General features: G+C 47.8%; 20 protein-coding genes. 19 read left to right on the forward strand and 1 reads right to left on the reverse strand.

All coding sequences use genetic code 11. From position 1 onward, the window contains the following. Positions 1–3: 3 nt before the first annotated feature. From WKR14_RS05430 to WKR14_RS05450, 5 genes are all read left to right on the forward strand, one after another. Positions 4–1,128, forward strand: a complete 1,125-nt coding sequence (locus tag WKR14_RS05430; protein WP_122067053.1) for a TrbC family F-type conjugative pilus assembly protein — start codon at positions 4–6, stop codon at positions 1,126–1,128. Next, positions 1,112–2,140 carry a TraU family protein gene (locus tag WKR14_RS05435; RefSeq protein ID WP_039995231.1) on the forward strand — a complete coding sequence of 343 codons (1,029 nt, stop codon included), beginning with the start codon at positions 1,112–1,114 and terminating at the stop codon, positions 2,138–2,140. The genes WKR14_RS05430 and WKR14_RS05435 overlap by 17 nt, the downstream gene beginning before the upstream one ends. A gap of 2 nt (positions 2,141–2,142) precedes the next feature. Beyond that, positions 2,143–5,835 (forward strand): conjugal transfer protein TraN, encoded by a 3,693-nt coding sequence (gene traN, locus WKR14_RS05440; RefSeq protein WP_276439989.1) that lies wholly within the window; start codon positions 2,143–2,145, stop codon positions 5,833–5,835. Between the two features lie 231 nt (positions 5,836–6,066). Then, entirely contained in the window at positions 6,067–6,399 is a 333-nt protein-coding gene (locus WKR14_RS05445; protein WP_001132435.1) for a hypothetical protein, read from the forward strand. A 30-nt stretch (positions 6,400–6,429) separates the two neighbouring features. Further along, positions 6,430–7,092 (forward strand): hypothetical protein, encoded by a 663-nt coding sequence (locus WKR14_RS05450; RefSeq protein WP_000342215.1) that lies wholly within the window; start codon positions 6,430–6,432, stop codon positions 7,090–7,092. A gap of 90 nt (positions 7,093–7,182) precedes the next feature. Here the strand turns inward: WKR14_RS05450 and WKR14_RS05455 are convergent, their stop codons facing one another. Beyond that, positions 7,183–7,785, reverse strand: coding sequence for a hypothetical protein (locus tag WKR14_RS05455; protein ID WP_000035788.1), 603 nt, complete (start codon positions 7,783–7,785; stop codon positions 7,183–7,185). 367 nt (positions 7,786–8,152) lie between these two features. Between WKR14_RS05455 and WKR14_RS05460 the strand changes: the two genes are divergently transcribed. The 14 genes from WKR14_RS05460 to WKR14_RS05525 all read left to right on the forward strand — a co-directional run bounded on the left by WKR14_RS05460 (position 8,153) and on the right by WKR14_RS05525 (position 19,209). After that, entirely contained in the window at positions 8,153–8,479 is a 327-nt protein-coding gene (locus WKR14_RS05460; RefSeq protein ID WP_339087490.1) for a plasmid-related protein, read from the forward strand. Positions 8,480–8,494: 15 nt separating this feature from the next. After that, on the forward strand, positions 8,495–8,914 hold the full coding sequence (locus tag WKR14_RS05465) for a single-stranded DNA-binding protein (RefSeq protein WP_000795984.1): 420 nt from the start codon (positions 8,495–8,497) through the stop codon (positions 8,912–8,914). Positions 8,915–8,993: 79 nt separating this feature from the next. Next, on the forward strand, positions 8,994–9,812 hold the full coding sequence (gene bet / locus WKR14_RS05470) for a phage recombination protein Bet (protein ID WP_000414662.1): 819 nt from the start codon (positions 8,994–8,996) through the stop codon (positions 9,810–9,812). An 81-nt stretch (positions 9,813–9,893) separates the two neighbouring features. Further along, the gene (locus tag WKR14_RS05475) at positions 9,894–10,037 is read left to right on the forward strand and encodes a hypothetical protein (protein ID WP_000167276.1); all 144 of its coding nucleotides are present in this window, start codon (positions 9,894–9,896) and stop codon (positions 10,035–10,037) included. Positions 10,038–10,097: 60 nt separating this feature from the next. Then, positions 10,098–11,114: a YqaJ viral recombinase family protein gene (locus WKR14_RS05480; protein WP_000862954.1), complete on the forward strand. Its 1,017-nt coding sequence runs from the start codon at positions 10,098–10,100 to the stop codon at positions 11,112–11,114. 209 nt (positions 11,115–11,323) lie between these two features. Further along, positions 11,324–12,283, forward strand: coding sequence for an AAA family ATPase (locus tag WKR14_RS05485; RefSeq protein WP_339087491.1), 960 nt, complete (start codon positions 11,324–11,326; stop codon positions 12,281–12,283). Continuing rightward, entirely contained in the window at positions 12,283–13,050 is a 768-nt protein-coding gene (locus WKR14_RS05490) for a hypothetical protein (RefSeq protein ID WP_339087493.1), read from the forward strand. The genes WKR14_RS05485 and WKR14_RS05490 overlap by 1 nt, the downstream gene beginning before the upstream one ends. A 98-nt stretch (positions 13,051–13,148) precedes the next feature. Beyond that, positions 13,149–14,102, forward strand: coding sequence for a DUF3150 domain-containing protein (locus tag WKR14_RS05495; protein ID WP_000027441.1), 954 nt, complete (start codon positions 13,149–13,151; stop codon positions 14,100–14,102). A 61-nt stretch (positions 14,103–14,163) separates the two neighbouring features. Beyond that, on the forward strand, positions 14,164–14,604 hold the full coding sequence (locus WKR14_RS05500; protein ID WP_024023027.1) for a hypothetical protein: 441 nt from the start codon (positions 14,164–14,166) through the stop codon (positions 14,602–14,604). A 69-nt stretch (positions 14,605–14,673) separates the two neighbouring features. Beyond that, the gene (locus WKR14_RS05505; protein WP_053410252.1) at positions 14,674–16,329 is read left to right on the forward strand and encodes a VWA domain-containing protein; all 1,656 of its coding nucleotides are present in this window, start codon (positions 14,674–14,676) and stop codon (positions 16,327–16,329) included. Between the two features lie 82 nt (positions 16,330–16,411). Next, positions 16,412–16,909, forward strand: a complete 498-nt coding sequence (radC, locus tag WKR14_RS05510; protein ID WP_000797298.1) for a RadC family protein — start codon at positions 16,412–16,414, stop codon at positions 16,907–16,909. Then, positions 16,909–17,250, forward strand: coding sequence for a hypothetical protein (locus tag WKR14_RS05515; RefSeq protein WP_024023025.1), 342 nt, complete (start codon positions 16,909–16,911; stop codon positions 17,248–17,250). Before radC ends, WKR14_RS05515 begins: the two co-directional genes overlap by 1 nt. A gap of 91 nt (positions 17,251–17,341) precedes the next feature. Then, complete coding sequence (locus tag WKR14_RS05520; RefSeq protein WP_024023024.1) at positions 17,342–18,415, forward strand: DUF7146 domain-containing protein; 1,074 nt, start codon at positions 17,342–17,344, stop codon at positions 18,413–18,415. A gap of 89 nt (positions 18,416–18,504) precedes the next feature. After that, positions 18,505–19,209 (forward strand): hypothetical protein, encoded by a 705-nt coding sequence (locus tag WKR14_RS05525; protein ID WP_024023022.1) that lies wholly within the window; start codon positions 18,505–18,507, stop codon positions 19,207–19,209. The last annotated feature ends 65 nt before the right edge of the window (positions 19,210–19,274 follow it).

Consider the following 19,274-nt stretch of genomic DNA (forward strand, 5'->3'; position numbering starts at 1 on the left):
ATGATGAGAAGACTATACCTCTTATTTTTGTTGGTTGCTCCATTGGCTTGGGTTCAAGTGTCCTGGGCACAAGAGCCTTATCCGTTGTCTGACGAGGACAAAAATATCGTCGAAATGAGCCGCAGCATTTTACAAAGTGCTGTGGATGGTTCATCTGAATTTATCGAGCCTTTTGCACCGGTTGAACAACCTGTGTCGCTCAAACACAACGATGAATGGTTGATATTTGCGTCGTCCTCATTGGGGGATTCGTCACTGAAGCAACTATTTAAAGAGGCCAGTGTTACCGGTGCTATTGTGTTGTTTCGGGGAATTCCTGAAGGAAAGACCTTGGGGGCGGCTATCCGTGATTGGCATACCCTGATGGCGGGACTTGATCCTGTTCCTCAGGTTCGAATCGATCCGAAAGCCTTTGTGCACTGGCGGGTGACTAGCGTGCCTGCCATTTTCCGCATAGAAGATGACAAGGTGACTGCAAGTGCACTAGGGGTTTACAGCAAGGACTGGTTGCAGCGTCAAATTGAAACCGGCAATACCGGTTCATTGGGTCAACGCGGTCCGATTCATTCGATTTTAGAACCGGATTTGATGCAAGTGGCGATGCAGCGATTACAGTCGATTGACCTGGGCGCATTAAAGAAAAAAGCCATTGAGCGTTTCTGGTCTCGCCAAACATTCACTGACTTACCCAAAGCCACGCAGTATCGGATAAGAACGGTTGATCCAACCATCGTCATGCAGCGGCCACTATTGGATGCTAATGGTCGAACATTGATCCCAGCAGGAACGCGTGTTAACCCGCTCAAAGCCTTGCCATTTACTCAGCAGCTTGTGGTGTTTAATGCGTCGAACGCTGAAGAGGTGGACGCAGTTGCGCATTGGCTTGAGGGACAAGATAGGACACTGCGCCGCATTACGCTTATCACCACGCAGCTCGACCGTGCGCAAGGTTGGAATCGCCTCAATGCGCTCGAAAAGACATTGGACAGTCCGGTTTACCTTCTCAATGCCTCGCTAAAGCAGCGCTTTGATCTGCAAGTCACTCCATCGTTTGTTCAAGCAAAGGGACTCGCGTTTGAAATAGAAGAAATTCCAGCAAAGGAGCTTGTTCATGAAAAAGCTCAATAATACGTATCGTCTGATGCGGACTCTCGTTGTCATGTTTGTCCTAAGCGCCTCTATTCCTGCAAAAGCCGAATTGACTTGCCCAGACGCGGGGTTATTGTCCGGCAAGTTGCTGACGGATGTTTGCTGGTCATGCATTTTTCCTATCCGGGTTGCCGGTCTTCCTCTTGGCTCTGGTAATGTCCCAAGCGGCGCATCAAACAAGTCGTTTTGCTTATGTGAAGATAACTTAGGTGTGCCAAGGCCAGGTATTGTTACCAGCATGTGGGAGCCAGCGCGTTTGATTGAACTGGTCAGAACGCCAGGTTGTTCGCCTTCACTGGGAGGGATTCGCTTACCGTTAGGTGATAGGCGATTGCAAGGTGGTCATGGTGAGGGTGAATACGATACCGGTGATCTCGCTTTCTACCATTACCATTATTACGCCTTTCCGCTTTTGGTCATGCTCGATTTGTTCATGGATGGCAATTGCAATGCCGATGGTTACATGGACTTTGACTTGATGTATTTGTCGGAATTGGACCCGACATGGCTGAACGATGAACTGGCCTTTTTTACTCAGCCTGAAGCGGCTGCCGTTGCCAATCCATTAGCTATCTCTGCTTGTACCGCTGACGCTGCCTCATCAACGCTTGGTAAACCCATCGACCAGTTGTTTTGGTGTGCTGGCAGTTGGGGACATCTCTATCCGTTATCTGGCCACACCTTAGCCTTTGGTTCATTAGCAGAAAACACCAGTCATTTAGCGGCGCGTGCAATCGCGGCTCAACACAGGCGTGGTCTTGCAAGACGAACAATGGGGAACAGTGCGCTATGCCGACCTGTTATCGAACCCATGCTGCCGAAATCACAATACAAGATGAGTATGTTCTTCCCTGTGCCGGAAACTGAAAGTGCGCATGTCATCGGTGAAAGCACCATGAAATGGGGAGAGTGGCGAACAATCCCTGGTGCCGGTGAAGATGCGCTCTACATTTTGTGGCGCTGGCAAGACTGCTGTAACTCGGGAGGTTAAATATGAAACCAACACTTTTTACCCGAGTTTTAGCGGGTGTTTTATCAATCACTATGGCGTGCTTGCCCTTACATGGTGTGGCCGCTGATGTACAGCGCCAATCCGGCCTAAGCGGACAACAAGAAGGTAAGCAATTGCTGCAAAACTGGACGATGCCCGCACTCAATGGCAATACATTGTCGGTGCCGAATGGCAGTGGTAATGAGTCCATTAACTTGCAAGAGCTTTTCCCTGGTATGGATCAGGGCTCATTGGATGTCTTAACGGGCGTTTATGGCTCTGATGCCAGCATGAATCAATTGGGGACGCAGCGCCAAGAGAGCATGGCATCCGAAAGTGGCGCTACGGGTGAGGCATTTCGTTCGCTACAACAAATCAAAGACAGGTCTCGGCCAGATATGGTCAATGATCCCCTTTGGGCATTAACCGATGCGGTTCAAACTGACCCCAATCTATTAACTCAAAGCTTCCCCGGCTGTGAGTCTCAAGGTGAAGGCAGCCCAAATTACCTGCAATGTGACAGGCTCAATACAGCGGTTAACAGCTGCACTATTACTCACGATTACACGGCAGGCATTATTGAGCATGTTTCAGGGCCGATGAACCTTCGCTCTTGTGGTGAGGGGTGTCTTGAAGTTTGGATAGGACGTATTGGCGACAACTACTGGAGTGGTAGTTGTAAAGTGTTCGAACAGGCCATCACACTCAAAGTCGTGAACCCCGATGCGATTACCTCAGCCGTTCTTGAGTACGCAAAATGGGATGACTACATGCAAGTGTGGCTTGGCGATCAGAAAGTCTGGTCTGGGCCGAACAATAATTTTCCACCAGAGACGGCAGGTCGCTGCGAGCTCAGTACCAGTTGGGAGCGCAATCCTAATACCGATCTCACAGCCAGGCTAAAAGCGGTAGAACCAGGTTTAGAAGTGCCAGTCAAAATTCGCGTATCGGTAACGGGTAGTGGTGAGGGGTATGCACGCATCAAGGTGCGCTTTGATCCAACCAAGGTGGTGATGAATGATAGTTGGTCACCAGAGTCCTGTATCGAACAAGCAGCGGATATCCCGACGAAGTTTTCAGACTACAGCATTCAATGCACGGATCAGCCTTCTTCAACCAACGGATGTACGGTGGTCAATGGTGTTTCAGTTTGTGAATCCTATTTTGCCCCTAGCCCTGTGGCTGGCATATCGCCTTTGTGTAGGCGTGTACAAGTCAGTGTGGATGATGAAAGCTATAAGGGGATTGAAAATCAGGCCTGCCAAGTGCTTGAAGAGAATCCTTCATGTGGCTTCATGTCGTCAGAATGTGCCGAAACCAATGATAAAGGTGAATGCATTCGTTTTACCGATACCTATGACTGTGGATTGCAAACCAGCGATCCAAAGTGTGTGGTATCCAACCTTATGCCAAGTAGTTTTGAGGCCTGTGATCCTACTCAGACGATTACGCCATTTACTGAAACCAAGCATGTACCGGATTACCAGGTGTGCGAGAAGATCAGCACGCTTACTGAGTGTCAGTTAGAACGACGTGTATCCGCTGAAACCCATCAACAAAGCTGGTCCATTGAGCGCGGTTGCTTTAGCTCTGAAACGCTCAGCTTTGTTCCACAGCACAGCAGCACTATGCAAACTGGAAACGCGACGCTGAGAGTGTTTGATAATCAAAATACTGAGATAAAAATCACCGAGTTGCCATCCAAGGCAAATGGCTGGAAAACGACACTCTCACTGACGGGCAATAAGGAAACGGTGACTGAGACGAAACCGTCGATTAAATACCCTGAAATGACGTGTCCAAAAGGAACCTTGGTTGGTTCATTGTGTAAAGTTGTTAATGGGTCGATTATTTCGTGGCATGAACCTCAGGAAGTCACTCGTTCCAGATGCGAATCCGGCTGGAACAAAGTCGATTTCGATACTTGCAGCCGAGAAGTTCAGAAGTGTTTGGCTCCTGCGAAACTGAGCGCTTCATTGGCCTTCTCTGGCAAATACTTAGAGCAAGACGTTGTTCATCAATCAAGTGATCCGGGCATAGACCAATGCTTGATGCAAACGGATCAGTTTACTGCGGTGCAGTGGCAGTGTTTGGATACGGGCACAAAACGAATCGACGGGTTAACGGTTGGTAGTGGCGAGTTGGCCAATCTTGGAAGCCTTTATCCGGCGGTAGTTTCGTCTCCTGCTCATTTAACCAGTCGCGGCAGTTCTGATGGACTGGGGCTCTCATGCTGGAGGGCAAGAGCGACCTACAATGCTTCGACTGCTCATCCAGAGTTCAACATGGGCAGCTCAGATAGCTGGGTAGATGCCAATGGTAATACACAAACCATCGTTAATAACGGACAAAACACGACCACCAATACGTGTGCCGCGCTGGAGCAAAACCTGGCCTGCCAGTACGTCAGAACCGAATGCACTGAAGGCGGGGCTGGTCATGAAGGCTTCTGCTATATCCAAAGTTTGGTGTATGACTGCGGACAAAGCGTTGAAGTGCAAAATGCACGAATGGAAACTCAATACAACTGTGAGGGGCCAGTTCGCTGTATGGGCACAGATTGTTTAGAGCCAGAGTCAATCAAGCAGGCTAACTTTGCAGAAGCCGCAGCGATGCTTAATGCGGCGCAGTTTATGACCAATGATATGTCATGTACGGGAGCTGATGGCCAAGATAACGTCGAGTGTACGGTCTTTAAAGGTAATGCTGGCCAGTGCAAAAAAGCCGTTGGTGGCATAGTGGATTGCTGTGAAAAGCCAAGTGGCGTGTCGTTATCGGATTACATCACGATGATAGTGGCGGTTAACAAGCTTGATACGGCAGTCATGGCCATGAATCCGTCTTCGGCAATCTATGGTTCGTGGAATACGCTCAGGGAACCAATCACCAGTACCTGGAGTGCGGTTAAAGAGCCTTTTGTGTCTGCATGGGACTCTCTCATGGGGGCTGGGCCATCAACGGCTGCTGGCGCGGGAGCGGAGCAAGCTGCGACTGGCTTCATGCAGGTGTTGACCAACAAAACGGCTGAATGGGTAGGCTCGACCTTTGGGTCGGGGGCGCAATCGGCACTGTTTAGTAACGTTGGTGGCGCAGTTGGAGCAGATGGTGTCGTTTCGGGTGGTAACTTTGCGCTGGGTGGCGCTGCGGGTGCGGTTCTGAGTACGGTTATGACGGCCTACATGATTTATTCAGTCACCATGATCCTCATTCAGCTTATCTGGAAATGTGAGCAGAGTGAGTTTGAAATGAACGCCAAGCGGGTATTGAAGAGTTGCCATTACGTGGGCTCTTACTGCAAGTCTAAGTTCTTAGGTGCCTGTGTTGAGAAACGGCAATCATATTGCTGCTTTACTTCGCCGCTTTCACGGATCATTCAGGAACAAGTGCGTCCTCAATTGGGCCTTGGCTGGGGCAGTGCGAAATCTCCTAACTGTGAAGGATTGACCGCGAGTCAGTTAAACCAGGTGGATTGGAGCCAAGTCAATCTGGATGAATGGATAGGTATCTTGTCGATAACTGGCAACCTACCCAAAGTACCGTCACTGGATCTCGAAATACTCACTGGCTCAGGAAGTACGCTAAACGTTGATGGAAACCGTCACAGTGCCGCAGACAGAGCTATTGAACGGCTAAACGGAATGGATACCCAGAAACTGCGTCAGGAGGCGACGGAAGAAATTTCGGGGAATAATTGAGCGTATCCTTTTCAAATAGCTCCGCCAATAATGTTCCATCATGGTTACTTTAATGAGCTTATTGCGCCTTAAGGTAACCAATTTGGTACTTTGGGCCTCTTATACTTTCTGTTCAGCGTGTGCGCAATTTGCTCTTATTTTTTTACCATTTTCAGACTTAGGAGGCTGCTGCAAAAAGGAAAAGCTGATAGTCTGGCACATATAAAATTTATGATAAAAGGAAAATTAATAATGCCTAATTTCGATCAAAACTTTGAAGCTACTCGTTTGTCTATGCTTTCAAAACAACACCCTGACATTGTGAAGGTGTCGGGTGAGGTGGTGTTTCGTGCGGAAGATGACGAAGACCGCCTAAGCGGAACATCTTGGACTCTTGAAGATGACATTTTTGATCAGGTCACCGAATCAGGCTTCAAATTACACTTGCTTGAACTTCTGGATAATTTCATAGAATACCGAGGTCAATGTAACGAGCTGCCGAAAAAGGAAGGGATTGTGCGTTTTGGTGGTGGCACTTTAAATATTGAATGGCTACCTAATGGAACTACCCATCTATCCAAATGATGTTTTATAAGAACCAGCCTGAGTTTTCCTATGGATGATAAATATGTTTCAGAAATAGACTGTCTTGATAAGTTAATGGTTGCATGGTCAGAGGCATTCCCGAAGGATTGGTATTTCAACTACGATGGAGTGATTTCAACTGAGGACTGGGATAGTTGTGGTAAAAAAGTTTTGTTTGTTTTAAAGGAAACAAATGAAGCAAAGCAAAATATTGTCAACGCTATTAATAGGGCTATTGAGGTGAAGGCAAGTGGATGGTGGCGAGGAAAGGTTCTTCGTCGGGTGGGGCGTTGGGCTTACGGACTTCAAAAATATGATGGGGCTGTGCCGTCACTGAGAGATGCTAAATTAAATGAAAAAAATGCAGTTAAGAATATTGCATACATAAATATAAGGAAAACATCTGGAAGTGCGCGAACCGACCAAAAATCATTTGACGCCCATGCCAAAGAATTTGCCCCTTTTGTTCGAAGGCAAATTGAGTTGATTAACCCTGATATTGTTGTGCTTTGCGGCACATATAATCAAGTTAAACGTTACGTATTCCCTGAGCTTAAAAAAGTTAGCGAACGAGTGCATGTTAATGACGGGGTTGTCTTCATCAATGCCTTCCATCCTGCCGCAAGAAAAAAGTCGGCCATGCTTTATCATCAAGTACTCGATAACTACCACGCTTACAAAAATCATATATAACCAATGCTTGAATAGTTATATGCAGCGCAAGCCTTGCGTCGTATCTTGAAAAAGCCCCTTCAAGAGGGGCTGTGTGATGGGAGCCGTTCGCTAGTTGGCGGGAGTATCTGTTTCCTCTTCAGTGATATCGTCATCGGTTGAAGGCACCGCTTGCTCAACTTCTGCTTCTTTACCCTTAGCTTGGGCTGATTTTCGTGCACGAATTTCGATATCAATAATGCGTCGTGCAAGTTTGATAATGCGCTGTTGCCATGCGTAGTTGCCATCAACACGTTGCTTGTTACTAAGCACGCTAGATAACCAGAGTGTGTCCATTGAGATCATCAACGAATCGAGTTTGCGCACTAAGCCGACAAACTGGCCAACCTGAGGCGAGCTGATTTTAGCGTTGAAGGTAATCGGGTCGGTGTAGTCAGGTACTTCATCGATGCCGTTGGACTCCATCAATTTGTCCAAACGAGATTGTTCGTTGTCTACCGCCTTAGCGCAATCCTCGATCAACTGGCTAATGATCTGTTCCACGTCATCAATTTCGTTCTCATCGCCAATGATGCGCAGGATGACATCGATTCCGTAAAGCGCACTGACCGTCCGTCTAAAAACACGGTCAACGACACGTTGCGCCTGTAAGCTATTAATTGTGAATGATTGTTCAAAGATGGGTTTTGAGTAACTGGGTTTTGCTTGGGCCATAAGTTTGCTCCTGATATGACAATAATCAGTCCCTAGACTAATCCTCTGTGAGGTAATGGCCTTTCAGCTAGGTGGAAGAATTGAGCATCTTTCTGACTATCCTGTCTGGATAAGACGGTTACACTGACTATCAAATATTGCTGATCTGTTTCAGTGATATCTGCGCCTGAGAGCATGAGCTCAAAGGAAGCCCGCCGCTGAGTATTCTCAGTGGTACTAAGAGGTAGCTAGCCTCCTTAAACAAATAGCCTGCATGTTCTTACATGCTCAACCATGCGTTCCTTACGGTTCGCCTTTTCACCACCCAACTGGGGGAGTTTTCCCCAGTTGGGGGTGACTCCTTCAAAACCAAATTATGGAGTCACCAATGGAATATATCTTCGGATTTATTATCCAAATCGCGGGCATTATGTTGCTAGCAAAACTGAGCTGGTCGCTTTTGCGATTGCTTGCTCGTCAAAGCGTGCGTCCGTTTCGATTTGTACTTACTCAAATCAAGCGATTGCTCACACCAACACCAAAACGTCGTCCAATGGCAGTGCCTAAAGCTCTTGGTATGCCCCGTTTGACATCTGCGTTTTACAAAGAGCCACATCAGTACGACATGGCTTTACTCGAAATACCAACCTATCTGCGTCGTCAGTCTTCTTTGCCCAGCCGGGTAGAAGCGACTGTGTGCACAGAGTTCAACTAAGACGAGGAGAACATCATGAAAAACCAAGTAACACTCATAGGCTACGTTGGCGCTGAGCCAGAGACACGAGCCTATCCATCAGGTGATTTAGTGACCAGTATTTCACTGGCCACTTCTGAGAAATGGCGCGACCGTCAATCCAATGAGCTCAAAGAGCATACGGAATGGCATCGGGTCGTTTTTCGAGATCGTGGTGGATTTAAGTTAGGGCTAAGAGCAAAAGATTTAATCCAAAAGGGAGCGAAGCTTTTTGTTCAAGGGCCTCAGCGCACGCGTTCATGGGAGAAAGATGGCATTAAGCATCGATTGACCGAAGTGGACGCGGACGAGTTTCTGCTTCTTGATAGTGTGAACAAAGCATCTGAGCCATCACCGGCGGATGATGCGAGCTCCCAAGCTAATTGGGCACAAACTTATCCTGAACCAGATTTTTAACCGAGCAAAAACGCTTTAACCCAGCCGGGAGTACTTTCCCGTCAGGGGCAGACTCCCACTTTGATTGTCGGAGTCCATAATGGAAAAACCAAAGCTAATCCAACGCTTTGCTGAGCGCTTTAGTGTCGATCCAAACAAACTGTTCGATACCCTAAAAGCAACAGCATTCAAGCAACGTGACGGTAGTGCACCGACCAATGAGCAGATGATGGCGCTCTTGGTGGTTGCAGATCAGTACGGCTTGAACCCTTTCACCAAAGAGATTTTTGCGTTCCCTGATAAACAAGCTGGAATTATTCCAGTGGTAGGTGTCGATGGATGGTCTCGCATCATCAATCAACACGACCAGTTTGATGGCATGGAGTTTAAGACTTCAGAAAACAAAGTCTCACTGGATGGCGCGAAAGAATGCCCTGAATGGATGGAATGCATCATCTATCGGCGCGACCGTTCGCACCCAGTCAAAATCACTGAGTATCTGGATGAAGTCTATCGACCGCCTTTTGAAGGTAACGGCAAAAATGGCCCTTACCGGGTAGATGGTCCATGGCAGACGCACACTAAGCGAATGCTAAGACATAAATCCATGATCCAGTGTTCCCGCATTGCGTTTGGCTTTGTGGGAATTTTCGATCAAGACGAAGCGGAGCGAATTATCGAAGGCCAAGCAACACACGTTGTTGAGCCATCGGTGATTCCACCCGAGCAAGTTGATGATCGAACCCGAGGGCTTGTTTACAAGCTTATCGAGCGGGCGGAAGCTTCAAACGCTTGGAATAGTGCATTGGAATATGCCAATGAACATTTTCAAGGTGTTGAACTGACGTTTGCGAAACAAGAAATATTTAATGCACAGCAACAAGCAGCCAAAGCGCTCACACAGCCTTTAGCTTCTTAGAGCCACGCATTCATTTTACTAACCCTGGCGGGATTATTCTCCCGTCAGGGGGAAGGTCTCGTCTTTTTTTGGAGATCTTCCATGACTAAATCAGCCTCACTTTTTCGCTTGGTATTGGTTGTTGCCCTTGTCGTAGGTTCGATTCAAGCCGGTAAAACGGCAATTGATTCGCTTCAAGCAAGTGTTGTTCAGCACCAAACAGCGTTAGCACAAGCTGCAAAGTAACCACTTAACCCTGAAGGGGAGTTCTCTCCTTCGGGGGAGTCTCCCTTCAAAGGAGGCAATATGAAGGTTATCGACCTATCACAACGTACTCCTGCATGGCACCAGTGGCGCATTGCAGGGGTTACGGCATCTGAAGCCCCAATTATTATGGGGCGTTCACCCTACAAAACACCTTGGCGATTATGGGCAGAAAAAACTGGATTCGTATTACCGGAAGACCTGTCGAATAATCCAAATGTGCTTCGCGGTATACGGTTGGAGCCTCAAGCAAGGCGAGCATTTGAAAATGCGCATAATGACTTTCTTCTGCCGTTATGTGCAGAAGCCGATCATAACGCAATCTTTCGAGCCAGCTTTGATGGCATCAACGATGCGGGCGAGCCCGTTGAACTGAAATGTCCTTGCCAGTCAGTTTTTGAGGATGTGCAAGCTCATCGAGAACAAAGCGAGGCGTACCAGTTGTATTGGGTGCAAGTACAGCATCAAATACTGGTCGCCAATAGCACGCGTGGTTGGTTGGTATTCTATTTTGAGGATCAACTGATTGAGTTTGAAATACAACGAGACGCGGCGTTCTTAACTGAATTGCAAGAAACAGCGCTTCAGTTTTGGGAGTTAGTACAGACCAAAAAAGAACCGTCAAAATGCCCTGAGCAAGATTGTTTTGTTCCTAAGGGTGAAGCCCAATACCGTTGGACATCGCTGTCTCGACAGTATTGCTCAGCACATGCCGAAGTGGTCCGACTGGAAAATCACATTAAATCTTTGAAAGAGGAAATGCGAGACGCCCAGTCAAAATTGGTCGCCATGATGGGTAACTACGCTCATGCCGACTATGCTGGGGTCAAACTCAGCCGCTACATGATGGCGGGCACGGTGGACTATAAGCAATTGGCCACCGATAAGTTAGGCGAGCTGGATGAACAGGTTTTAGCCGCTTACCGAAAAGCGCCACAAGAGCGGTTGCGCATTAGCACCAATAAGCCAGAGCAGCCCGTTGAAACACCAATCAAAATCAGCCTTGAGCAAGAGAACTTGGTTCTGCCAGGTGACTCGCCGAGCTCATTTTATTTTTAACGTTCACTTGGAGCCGATTTCGGCTCCTTTCTAATGCGCTCATATGGAGTGCATCAGAAAGCAGTTTCACTCGTAGCCAATGCTGGGTACGAATGATAGAGCGAGCTGAACTCTTACATACACAGCCATACCACAATCAACATACCACCCGACGGGGACTTCATTCCCTGCTGGGGCATGGAGCCTCGTCAAAACTGATGAGGTTTACCATGACTGAACAATCCCCATTTTTGGTTCAAGTGAATCAAGCGTTTAATGTCCCGGCTCCTGATGCTTTCGTTCTGGAAGGATTTAGTGCCGACACTACCGATCCAAACATTCCCGTTCGCAAGGACGAGTATGTTTTTAGAAAAGAAGACTTACGTGACGTATTGGCGTTTTTGTCTCACCCAGACGGTGACGGTTTGTATATTACAGGCCCCACTGGATGCGGTAAGACCTCGCTAATTTGCCAAGTTGCTTCTCGATTGAATTGGCCTGTTCAGCAAATTACTGCGCACGGTCGATTGGAGTTGTCCGATCTTATCGGTCACCACACGCTGGTTAATGGCAACATGACCTTTGTGTATGGACCGCTGGCAATGGCTGTAAAGCATGGCCATTTGCTGATCATTAATGAAATGGATCTTGCTGAGCCTGCTGAACTGGCTGGGCTCAATGACATTTTGGAAGGTGCCCCTTTGGCCATCGCACAAAATGGCGGAGAGATCATCATGCCACACAACAAGTTTCGTTTTATCGCTACCGGCAACAGTGCGGGCAGCGGTGACCAAACGGGCTTGTATCAAGGCGTGCTTCAACAGAATTTGGCTTTCCTTGATCGCTTTAGAATCATTGAAGCGACCTATGCAGAACCATCTGTAGAGGAAGCCATTCTGGAGAACGTTGCGCCGGGCTTACCAGAGGTCTTTCGCCAAAAAATGGTGAAGGTGGCTGGTGACATTCGTCGTCTTTTTATTGGGGGCGCGGATGGCGGTGCAGAGCTTAGTATCACCATGTCCACTCGGACCTTGGTGCGCTGGGCAAAGTTAACACTTGCTTTTAAAGGTGCTCCTAACGCAGTGGAGTATGCACTGGTTCGGTCTTTGACGGCTCGTGCTGAGTTGGAGCAACGAGAAGCTATTCACCGTATTGCCGCTGATGTCTTCGGTGACCATTGGGAGGATTGATGATGGAAAAGTGCTTTGCTCTTTACCGTTACAGTCATTCTGATGTGACAGCCAAAGAATGGGCCATTTACGTTGGATCAGACACCCAGGAGATTGAAGTTCGGTTTGGAAAAGCTGGTCAATTGTCGCAGCAGCGATTGATTGACTCGACTGATCCTAACGCTGAAGCAGACCGACGAATCAATGAGAAAATCAACAAGGGTTATCGATTTGTTGGACATGTCGGTATTGATCATCAAGGGCGGCCATTTGAACTCTCAAATGCGCTCGATAGCGTCGCGTGCGCCAATAACGTCAGTTGGGAGTTTCGTACTCGCAAGGACGTCAATGGCCAAATTTCGCTGGCGAAAAAAGCGTTATTCGATATGGCAAAGCTGCTTGAAGCCTATGGCTTGGCTGTTATTGATGATAACCAGGTCAGGATTGGAGAATGGTCATTGGGGTTTTGCAAAAGCGGATTACCTAGTACCAATCAAATCAGCATGGTGTCAGGTGAAGGCGCTGGCATTGTTAACACGGATGATGGCCCGTGGCCATTGTTGCTGTTACTGGCCTTTAAGCGTCAATTACCACCTCTGTGTTCGCTCACAGTAGCGAGTCCTGAAGGGATAGAAGTATCAGACCAACTGAAGTTGGAAAAAGATGTATTGCGGTTGCTAGGCAGTGATTTAGAGCGGGTTCGCCCGATAGCTGAAGCACTGGACTTAATGCCTGTGAAAATCGATCTCAACCAATCGTCGCCTGATTCGCAAAATTACTATTTCTGATAGTGGTATTGCCATTAGCGCGTCAACTACTACCACCCAAACGGGGGCCATTGCTCCTGTTGGGAGTGGTGCGTCCCCATCTCGCATGAGGATGCACTATGAGTATTCAAACCCTCGACAAACTGTTGATTTGTCACATCGACTGTTCCATCTGGAGCGGTAGAAAAAAGCTAAGGCCTGAAGATTTCAGATTAGCCAATGGCAGCCAACTTCCACCGAAGGATGTTGCCAGCTTAGGGAGTAAAAAAATTTGCGACCCAGAGGCATTGGCGAACTTTGAAAGGCTTAAGAAAGAAGCGCAGCGCTTGTGTGAGCAAGTCGGTGTGCGGTTTTTAGGTGGCTATGCCGTCCCTGAAGACCGAATTGATCAGATTGTTCCAGAGCTTGACAGGATCGGTCAGGAGTTTGCGCAGTGCAAGCAGTTGTTCTTGGACAACTATGATCAGGTGACGTTTGACTGGGTTGCGAAACACCCGGAATTTGCAGATGCAATTCGGCGTGCGCTGTCACCCATCGAAGACGTGGAACAACGGCTTCAGTTCGATTATGCCATCTATCGAATGCAACCGGCTGAACAAGCTGGTGGCTTAGATGACAAGGTCAATGGCATGGGACACACCCTATTTAGGGAGGTGGCTCGTGATGCTAATGAACTGTTTGAGCGTTCCGTTGCAGGAAAGAATCAAATCAGTCAGCGTGCCCTTAATCCTCTCAAGCGATTAAGAGACAAGTTGGATGGTTTGTCATTCCTGGATCATCGAGTTCAGCCGATGGTTGAAGCGATGGACAATTTATTTGTTCGTCTGCCGAAGACCGGCCCTGTGACAGACAATCTCTATCACGAACTGATGGCGACCATTTTAATTTTGTCTGATCCAGACAAGATGAGAATGCACGGTGAAGGTCAATTGGATATCAGACAACTGATGCCCAAACCTGAACCTAAACCCGCACAGCCAGTATCTGCTCAGGCAGATAACTTACGTGCAATACCACAACCAACCGTCAGACCAAACCTTGGTTCGACTGTACCAAACTCATTTTATTTCTAACGTCCTTGAGGGCATGTTGCCCTTAAGGGCGCATGTCCTCTGAACTATGTAAGAGGAAATTATGCAATCAACCATCCATAACCCCAGCCAACTGAACCAGTTTGAACCGCATTTTCGTGGTGTGACTGATGCGGTTGAAAGTGAATCGATACCAGAAGTGGCGTGTTGTCGAACGTTAGTACAACGATCGTACTCAACACATAGTGTCGTGATCCCCAAGAACCCTGTATTGATCGCAGATGCGGACGGGCAAGGTGTTTGGGTAACGGCCATGGTGTTTGTTCCAAACATGGCATTGCAGCAAACCGCTCATGAGCGGGCCTGGCTGCAATATCAACACGAGGTGTCTACTCAGTTACAAGACCAGTATGGTCTGACATTGGATGACATCCTGAGTTTAGACCAGCTTAAAACGTCATTTGAGCAGCACGAGAGTACCGCTCAATTGGTGGCTTGGTTAGGTCAAAAATACGACCTGGTTAAGCTAAAAGCACAGGTTTAAACACTTACATTCCCAGCGGGGAAACGCTCCCGCTGAGGGAGTATTCCCCCTAATGATTAGGAGACTCCCATGAATCATCCATTAAAAAATGCACTGCCAATCGTTGCCGCCGCTTATGGCGAAAAGTTTGGTGTGAAGGTGCTTATTCAAGGACAAGATGCGTTTACCGATGGTGAGCGGATTGTGATCCCAACAGCAAACCCAGACGACCCACACTATCAACAAATAGCTTGGGGTTATCTGGCTCATGAAGCGGCGCATATTCGGCATACCAATTTTGACATGGTGAAGAAGGCGTCGTCTAAGCCGATCCGTAAGGCACTTCTCAATATTATTGAGGATGTGCGCATTGAAAACGAATTGGCAAAGGATTACCCCGGAACCCGGCGCAGTATTTCGCAAGTGATTGAGTACATGGTGGACACACAGCAAATGTGTGTACCTGAACAGCCTGAGCCTGCATCTAACTTGCAAGCCTGGTTGTTGTTTCGCTTGAGATGCCATTTTCTGGGCCAGAAAGCGCTGACGCCTTTGTATCAAGCTGTTGATGAAAGAGTGAGACAACTCTTTCCTGCCGCAGCGATGAGCCGGTTAAGCGCCATGCTGACAGCAGTGCCTAGCCTGGCATCTACAGGTGAAGTGCTGAAACTTGTCGATGCCATCGTTGCCATGTTGGAAGAAGAATCTCGTCCACCACAGGATGAGTCTGATGCTGATGGCGGTGATGACATTGGACAAGATGCGAGTAATGACAGCAATAGCAGTAGTGACAGTCAAACCCCGGAAACAAGTTCGTCTGCAACAGGGGATGCTGCTGAAACGAGTGATTCAGATAACTCTGATCAAGCTGATAATTTGCGACAAGCCTTAGAGGCCAGTGCCGCTCACTTTGAACCCGATACCTTTGCACAAGTGGCAGAAGTGTTGTCGGAACAAGCAGAAGGACATCAGGGCGTCACTCCACTCAGTTTGCCCCAAGCAGAGCAAGCTATGTTGGGTGATGAGGCTATCTTGACCTTATCGGCGTCTGAGTCGGCTCAAATTCGAGCCCGACTTAGGGGCATGGTTCAGTCCAGTCAGGACAATCGGAATCATGCCAAACGGTACGGTCTTCGAGTGGCAACTCATCGTCTTGCCGCTTCACAAGCAGGTGAGTCGAGATTGTTTATTCAAAGGCAGCCCCGCATTGCGCCTAATGCTGCTGTGCACTTGCTTGTCGATATATCGGGCTCAATGGGTAAGCCCATTGGCGAAGGTAATCGCAAGTATTTTCATGTTGCCAATGAAGCCGCTTTGGCTTTAGCCATGGCATTGGAAGGTATACCGGGTGTTGTACCTGCGGTCAGTTATTTTCCTGGTATTCATCAGGAAGTTTCTATCGCGTTATTGCCCAAGCAATCGGTTCGACATCGGGCCGCCTGTTTTGACCAAAAACCAAGAGGTTGTACGCCTATGGCACAAGCTATGTGGTTTGCGGCAAACAGTTTGTTGGCACAAAAACAGAAGCGAAAGCTAATGATAGTGCTAACGGATGGTGACCCAGATGATTGGGCTGCCACGCATGACATTGTTGACCGGTGCAGACGCAGTGGCTTTGAGCTGCTGGGGATCGGGATTCAAACACGCAGTGTTGAGAAATTCTTTCCTCGAAGCATCGTGATTAACGACGTCAAAGATCTGAAGCGTGAGTTATTCGAAGTAACACAACAACTGATAATTCAGTAACCACATCCATTTTACCACCCTGCGGGGACGATTCCGTCCCCGCCTGGGCATGGGTTCGTCTCCGTTTTTTTTGGAGACTCCTATGAAAAACAGAAAGTTCTTAGCTGGCGAAGAAGCCGGTACTTACATCGTTCCTGAGCAAGTGACTGAAGCGGATATCTTAGATATGGCGCTCAAGCTTGCCCGTGGTCGATTGAGTAAAGGTCGAAAAATTGAACAGCCATCGTCGGCGTTCTCATACCTGCAAACACTGATGCACGAGTATGAGCACGAAGTCTTTGGCGTACTGTTTCTTGATACAAAGCATCGCGTTATTCGATTTGAAGAGCTGTTCAAAGGCACTTTAGATGCAGCGAGCGTTTATCCAAGGGAAGTAACAAAACGAGCGCTAGAACTTAATGCGGCAGCAGTGATACTGGTTCATAACCATCCATCGGGTGATCCTGAACCCAGTGAAGCTGATAAACGCATCACTCATCGACTCCGTGACGCCTTGTCACTTGTTGATATTCGAACGCTTGACCATGTCGTGGTCGCATCCGAGGGCTGCGTTTCGCTTGCCGAACGCGGTTATCTTTAATGAATGGGCGCATTGCCCATTCTCCTTCATCACAAAAGCAGTCCTATCAACACACGTCATCACAGCTCGAATTTCTATTTGAGTTTGATGATGCCCCAGTCACTTGGTCTGACACGGAAATCTGGCAGTTACGCGAAGGCATTCTATTGGATGCGATCCGTGTATTGCTGGACGGTCGTGTCAGTACTCGATTGCGAAGGGATGTGTTGTCGTGGATTCAAAATGACGAATTAACGCCATTTTGCTTTCGTGTTTGCGCGATGGCTGCGGTTGTCGATCCTGATGTGCTTCGTGATTCCATCATGTGGCTATTAAGACGACATGGTATCCAGCTTGACTAACGTTCCTGCATTAACCAAACGGCTCAATGCAGGACCCAAGCTGACTTTTACCACCAGTGGTAGGAGTCGGCTTTTTACTTAAGGAGGTTATATGGCGTTACCTTTACAAATTGAAACAGTAAGGCCATATCTTAATGGCCAATGGCTTCAAGTATTAGCGGTATTGGTGCCAGAACTTGATGCCGCCATTGCTCGAAAGGGCCGTCATGTGGCTTGTCCTGTTCATGGCGGTCGTGATGGCTTTAGGCTATTCAAAGATGCTGAATATACCGGAGGTGGCGTTTGTAACACCTGCGGTATCTTTCATGATGGTTTTGAACTGTTGTCTTGGATTAATGGATGGAACTTTGCTCAGTCTATTGAAGCAATCGGCCAGGTTCTTGGTATTCAACCCGGACAAATACAAGCGCCTATTCGGCCAATACCGAGTAACGCAGTTGATTGGAAGGCTAGAAAGCAGGACGAGGACAAAGCGATTATCCATCGCTTGAATCAAACCTGGGGAGAAACGTTTTCTCTTGCAGATACTCGTGCGCAACCAGTTTGGAACTACATGCATCGTCGTGGCATTGTTACCCGGCTTCGTCCTGAATGGGATTCGGTGCTGAGGTATCATCCAAACTTGCCTTACCATGATGAAGATGGCTTGTTTATCGATAGCTACCCAGCGCTGCTAGGTAAAATCGTTACTCAGCAAGGGCGTTCGGCCACGTTTCATCGGATCTACCTAAGTGAAGATGGATTCAAAGCGCCGGTTGAAAAGCCTAAAAAGATGATGCCGATACCAAGTGACAGAACAATCACTGGTGGTGCCATTCCGATAGGTGAGCCTGGTGAGGTATTAGGTGTTTCTGAAGGCATCGAAACAGCTTTAGCGGTTACCAGAGCTACGGGACAGACATGTTGGTCGGTTGTGAATGCAACGCTACTGGCTAGGTTTGAACCACCAAGTAATGTGAAAATGCTGTACATCTGGGCAGATCACGATCTCTCTGAGACCGGCCTGAATGCAGCGAATGAACTCAAGAAAAAAGCCTGGCAAAAAGGCATTCTGACACAAGTTCTGATCCCTCCGATACCAACGTCACTTGGCGTGAAAAGTTGGGATTGGAATGATGTGCTGAATGTTTACGGAGCCATGGGCTTTCCGAAAGTTCATATCTGATCTAAGGGGCTTCGGCCCCTTTTTTTGCGCCTTGCATATTTGAAAAATCATGGAGAATGAAAAATAGATAACCAATAGGAGAAACAAACATGATGGTATTAACCCTGTTAACAAAGCAGATTGATGGTGAGTTTACGGTTTACTGGAAGACCGGCCTTCGAAGAGGTGGTGAACTAAAGGTCGATTTAGGTGAGCAATACGACAAGCTAACTGAGCAGCAAAAGCCAATTGCAGCTGAGCTCTATGCGATTCATCACCTACTGTCAGTGAAAGAGGTGATGGGGAGTAACCGAAGCGGTAATGGGCTTCAAATCCGGGTCAGTAAAGGAGCTATCAAAAAGTTACAGAAACAACGCTCAACTCAGCATTCACTTTACAGCCTGACTAGGTTTTTGCTCACTCGATACCAGGAAGCACAGATATCGGTAGAGAAACGGGAAGATTGGCTCTCATATTCCTTCGAAGAATACAGCGTCGATAATGCTACCGTGAGAGAAATCGATGAGGTCATCAACGTTCCGAACATTGGGCCTGTCGTGGTGACTCGTCATGCACTGGAAAGGTTTGTGGAACGGCTTTCAGGCGGTGTACCTAAGCATCCTTGGAAGGCTTTGTGCGCTAAATTGTGTAGCACAGAATTGGCAAAATCTTTATTGCCAGAATGTATAGCTTCAAAGAAAGCAAAAAAATATTTCGTACAGGCAGAGTTTTGGTGTCATGGGAGCTCTGGTATGCACTTTGTGATGGTGCCATCAGCCAAAGCACTTACGTTAGTAACAGTGTTTAATAGATAGTCAGAAACACACACGATTCCTTCATCTATCTGGCCAATCGCTCTTACGGGGATCTTTAGCATGTT

The sequence above is a fragment of the Shewanella chilikensis genome, assembly GCF_037953065.1.
Lineage (GTDB): Bacteria > Pseudomonadota > Gammaproteobacteria > Enterobacterales > Shewanellaceae > Shewanella > Shewanella chilikensis.